This window comes from Cupriavidus lacunae (assembly GCF_003353055.1).
Classification (GTDB): domain Bacteria; phylum Pseudomonadota; class Gammaproteobacteria; order Burkholderiales; family Burkholderiaceae; genus Cupriavidus; species Cupriavidus lacunae.
Genome location: NZ_QKWJ01000185.1, coordinates 1 through 4,325, shown reverse-complemented (window position 1 = coordinate 4,325; position 4,325 = coordinate 1). Strand labels below are relative to the sequence as shown.

General features: G+C 60.1%; 5 protein-coding genes. All 5 read right to left on the bottom strand.

Going from position 1 to position 4,325, the window contains the following annotated elements; translation table 11 throughout:
- Positions 1–81: 81 nt before the first annotated feature.
- On the bottom strand, positions 82–1,437 hold the full coding sequence (locus DN412_RS42340) for a type II toxin-antitoxin system HipA family toxin (protein ID WP_115216922.1): 1,356 nt from the start codon (positions 1,435–1,437) through the stop codon (positions 82–84).
- A complete protein-coding gene (locus DN412_RS42335; protein ID WP_115216921.1) occupies positions 1,434–1,856 on the bottom strand; it encodes a helix-turn-helix domain-containing protein in 423 nt (140 codons plus the stop codon). The genes DN412_RS42340 and DN412_RS42335 overlap by 4 nt, the downstream gene beginning before the upstream one ends.
- A gap of 646 nt (positions 1,857–2,502) precedes the next feature.
- Entirely contained in the window at positions 2,503–2,718 is a 216-nt protein-coding gene (locus DN412_RS42330; protein ID WP_167471201.1) for a hypothetical protein, read from the bottom strand.
- A 53-nt stretch (positions 2,719–2,771) separates the two neighbouring features.
- Positions 2,772–3,605 (bottom strand): ExeA family protein, encoded by an 834-nt coding sequence (locus tag DN412_RS42325; protein WP_115216919.1) that lies wholly within the window; start codon positions 3,603–3,605, stop codon positions 2,772–2,774.
- Positions 3,602–4,219 carry a hypothetical protein gene (locus DN412_RS42320; protein WP_244223101.1) on the bottom strand — a complete coding sequence of 206 codons (618 nt, stop codon included), beginning with the start codon at positions 4,217–4,219 and terminating at the stop codon, positions 3,602–3,604. Before DN412_RS42320 ends, DN412_RS42325 begins: the two co-directional genes overlap by 4 nt.
- Positions 4,220–4,325: the final 106 nt, after the last annotated feature.

Genomic DNA, 4,325 nt, shown 5'->3' with positions numbered 1-4,325 from the left:
CGCAACCGCATCAGTTTCGCGAACGAAAAGGAATGGCTTGCAAGGAGAGAGTTATCGCGCTATGCATCCCTATGCTGAAATTCAATACTGTAGGGGGTTGACACCCTCGCCCTCATAGAAGGGGTTCACTTCCTTTTTTGCGGCGCCCTTTGGGCCAGACAAGCCAATTTGCTCGCGCAGCGGCGCGGGCTCGGTCTTCCCGGGCTTGGCAGTCGGCTTGATATCCTCCAAGCCCTTTGCCCACTCGTCCGCGATCAGTTTCGCTGTCTCCCGAAAATCGGGGAATCGCTCCGTCATCTCTTGCATGATCGGCAGCACTTGTTCGACCGCACCTTCCACCTTCTCGAGGCAGGCTTTTCTCACGAAGGCCGGGAGCCCCATGACTTTACCGCCGACTTCATGAAGCGTCTTCCCGCACGTCCACACCTTCTTGCCGGCAAGTGTGAGCGCGGGTGTATCTCGCTTCAAGTGAGGGTAGACGGTCACAGTGACGATGTCGAACGCCGGCGCAAATCGAGCATTGTTGTGGGCCGTGTAAAGAAGTGCGAAATTTTTGAGGTGCGCGTCGCCGTTCTTCAACGCATAGTTCACGAGATGGAGCGTGAACAGTCTTGCCATATCCTCCTGTTGATGCTCAGGCGGAACGCGTAGCTTGATGATCCTGGCCAGCGCCTCAAGTGACCCTCCGCCGCTAGGACCGCCGTTGTATTTGTCCACTGGAAGAAGGCCTGCTAGCGAACAAAAATCTTCGAACGCAATCATCGATCCGTCAGGAGTTCGGTCGAATCGCTTCACGGCCAGCACCTGCCCATCATTGGAAAGGCGGGTCTCTGGCACTTCCAAGCCAGCATGCCGAGCCACTTCGAGGCAGAGATATTCGTTGATTGCGATCCAGGGTAACTCCGCCGAGCCTGTCTTCAGGATGTAGTTCGGCGTTTGGGTGGTGACTTTGTCCTGCTCACGCAGATTTAGGACACGCTCCACTGCAAACGACTTTGGCATGACCCCGGAAACGCCTTGAGAGATATCCGTTCTGAGGAGGCCCAGCAAGCTGTCGCGTGAATCGGCAGAAGCCAGCACGCTGGCCATGTCCTCAACGTCCTTTGCGCTGGCCAGCCCCAATCCTTCCGGCACGACCTGCACTCGACCGATACCATTCGTTCCGGTGAGCTCAAGCAAACCGATATCACTCATGTCCGCGTGCGGGCCGACGGCCTCTCGAAGGAAGTCCTTCTTGTAGCCCTCCGGAAAGTTCATCTGAAAGATAGGATGAACGCCGCGCGGATATACGTAAGACTGCAGGCGAACGGGCATGGGGAGAGAGACGAGCTTGTCGGGATCAATGCCAGGCAAATAGCTGAAAACCCCGGCCGCCCCTTCTTCCGTGAGTCGACCCACCATCTGGCCGTCGACATACACGTCGAGGTTCTTTGTCATTTCTTGGGATCTTTCTTACCAGTGTTTGGTTTGAGGAAGCTTGCGAGGCCAGATCGGAAATCTTGTTCGCCTGTGCGGACATTGCGGACCCGCTGCCGCAGAAGGCGATTCCGCTCAAATAACGACTTCGGGAGAACGTGCTCGATGTCGGAGGCATGCGCACCGCCGACGCTCTGAAACTGCTCTGCCACCAGGTCATCCAATGTGTGGCGTTGCCCCAAGGGGCGAGCGACCAATTGGAGTCCGACTGTTTCGAAAAGCGACAACACCTTCACGACGCCAAGCTCGGGAAGTCCACCGTTCTCGAAAGCACTAATGCGCGAGCGCGAGATGCCAGTCAGGTCAGCGACTTCCTGCTGTGTCCTGCGCGCCTGGAGACGGGCGGCCTTGAAAGCCACCCCAAGTTCAACAAGGTTCATACGTCACCTATGTGGGACATTCCCCCACTATTTTATGTTAACGTCACTATAGCCTTACCTTGCAGCGAAGCTAGGGTCAACCGCCATTAACGTCTCGTGATCATGACATCTACGCCAGAGAAAGGTGTAGTGTCTCGTTTACGAGATGTTATGAGCGCCGTTTACTATACATTTGATACTGAACGCGGCGATCGCAGGCCTGCGCTAGCTGCTTAGGCTGTCGGGTCATGCAGCTGGCGATTAATTGCATTCTTCTTTTGCGAATATGCACTGCGGAGCTAGCGCTGGTCTATGCCAGCGCTTGTTTGTGCTGGATGGCGCGAAGGATGATGTTGAAGGACACTGCCAGCACACTGCAGATCCGGTAGCAATCTGGGGCACTCACTACGCCGCCATGCCCGTAACTGAGATTCTGCCGCCTTCGCCCTGACTACTCCTTCAAGGTACGCCCGGACTCGGTGTGCGTGAGCACGAGATTCGATGGATGCGCGAGCACGGTAATTGATGGTCGGCTGCGGCACCGTCCATCACCAATGTTGCGTGCCGTCGGGCAACGCTGATGGACGTGGCGATCAATCGCGGTGGACCGGATGCGGAGCAACGGCACTGATGTAACAAGGGGCCCGGCGGGCCCCTTGTTACTGGATCAGAAGTCGTTATCTGCGAGATCGCCAAGGCCATCAGGATGCTCCCGCCGATCTTCGGCCAGCCACTGGGCCAAGGCCAATTGATAGTGAGCATGCAGACGGTCGCGCAGATCGTCGAGCAATTCGATCACAGCCCAGGCCTGCGCGGGCGTCCAGTTGGCATCAATGAGCAGGGGCAGCCCCTGGGTGATACCGGATGGCTGGTGGAAGGTCATGGTGATGTCGTCGTTGTGTTGATGGACGTGGCGGCGATGGCCAACGGCGCCACTCACCGCCTGGCGCGGCGGTTCTGGGTTGCGCTGTAGGTTTCCAGATAGAGCTTCTCATCGATCTGCGGTAGCTCCCGCTGCGCGGCCTGGGCCAGAAGCTCGCCCGCCAGGTTCATCAGGATGCGGTAATTGCCGGCGGCGTGCTCACACAGGGTCTGGCGCAATGGCATGGTCATCAGGGTGGCGTTGCCGGCGGCGGCCAGCAAGTGGTCCAGGCAGGCCTGCAGCTCGTCGATGCTCGCGCTCTCCAGCGCCAGACGGCAGCGGATGCGGCTGCCCAGCGGGATCAGGTCCTCGCGGCTGAACTTCTCCGGCAGGCGAGCGTCGCCGGCAAGCACCACGCACAGCAGCAATTGCGAGTCGAAGCGTGCCTGTGCGAGCAGGCGCAGTTCCGAGAGGGCTGGCACGGCCATCTCCTGGGCTTCATCGATGAGCAGCACGCAGCGGCGGCGGCTGGCCTCCATGTGGGTGACCCAGCGCTCGCGCAGTGCCTTGAAGCCGCCCCAGCGATTGTGGGGCTTGAGCGGTACGGTAAAGATGTCGCTGAGCTCGCGGTAGAAGTCCGCCAGATTGCTCTGTGGGTGAGCGATCGAGCCGACCATCAGATCGGGGACGCGCATGAGGCGCTGATGGAGCAGGCGCAGCGTGACGCTCTTGCCGCAACCGGGGTCGCCATGCACCATGGCGAAGCCGCCTTCGCGGGCCATACCGTTCTCAATGCGCCAGCAGAAGTGATCGAGCTTGGGTGGCACGAACACGGCCTCGACGGGGATGTCCTGGGCGAAGGGGTTGAACTTCAGACCGTACAAGGCCAGCAGGTTGGGTTGATTCATAGCTTGGTGGGTGCAGCGGGTGGGAGATAGGCCGGCGGCAGGCCGGTGGCGGCGTGTTCGGCGAGCAACTGACGCAGCAGCGGCGCAGTGCCAGCCTGCGCGGGTTCCTCGTTAGCAGGCGAGGCACCCTTGGCCGTGAGATGTGCGCGCCGTGCGTCGGCATTGGCAGACTTGTCCAGCGGGAACACGGCAGCCAGGATCGCGCCGATGCGCGCATCGATCAGGTCGACTTGGGAGAGATCCCAGCGCGCGTAGCTCAGGCAGACTTGCTCGAGGTGGCGGTAAGCGCCGGGGATCTCGAAGCGCACGCCGTCCAACGTGAAGGTGCCGTCGGTTCTGCGCTGGCGGCGATGCTGGCGGATACGGAAGGCCCGGCGCAAGGCCAGCGCCTCGGGACTGGGGCGCGAGACGTCGGCACAGGACAGGTAGCGCTGCAGAGGCGTCGCCTCGAGTTCGGCGTGTTCCTTGTGGTGGTATTCCTGCTCGACCCAGGCCTGCGTGGCGAGGTTCAATTGCTCCAGGGTGAGGTGCGACTCACCTTCGAGCATGGCCATCAGCCGGGACTCGAGCTGTCCCCAGAAGCGTTCCTGCTTGGCATTCTCAAAAGCAGTCAACTACACGTGATCTGACCGGTGGGATGCAATCCTTCCGGGTTACCCATCCCTTCCATCCGCTTTACGGGCGAGAATTCGCGCTGCTCGAATGGCGCAATGCGTGGGG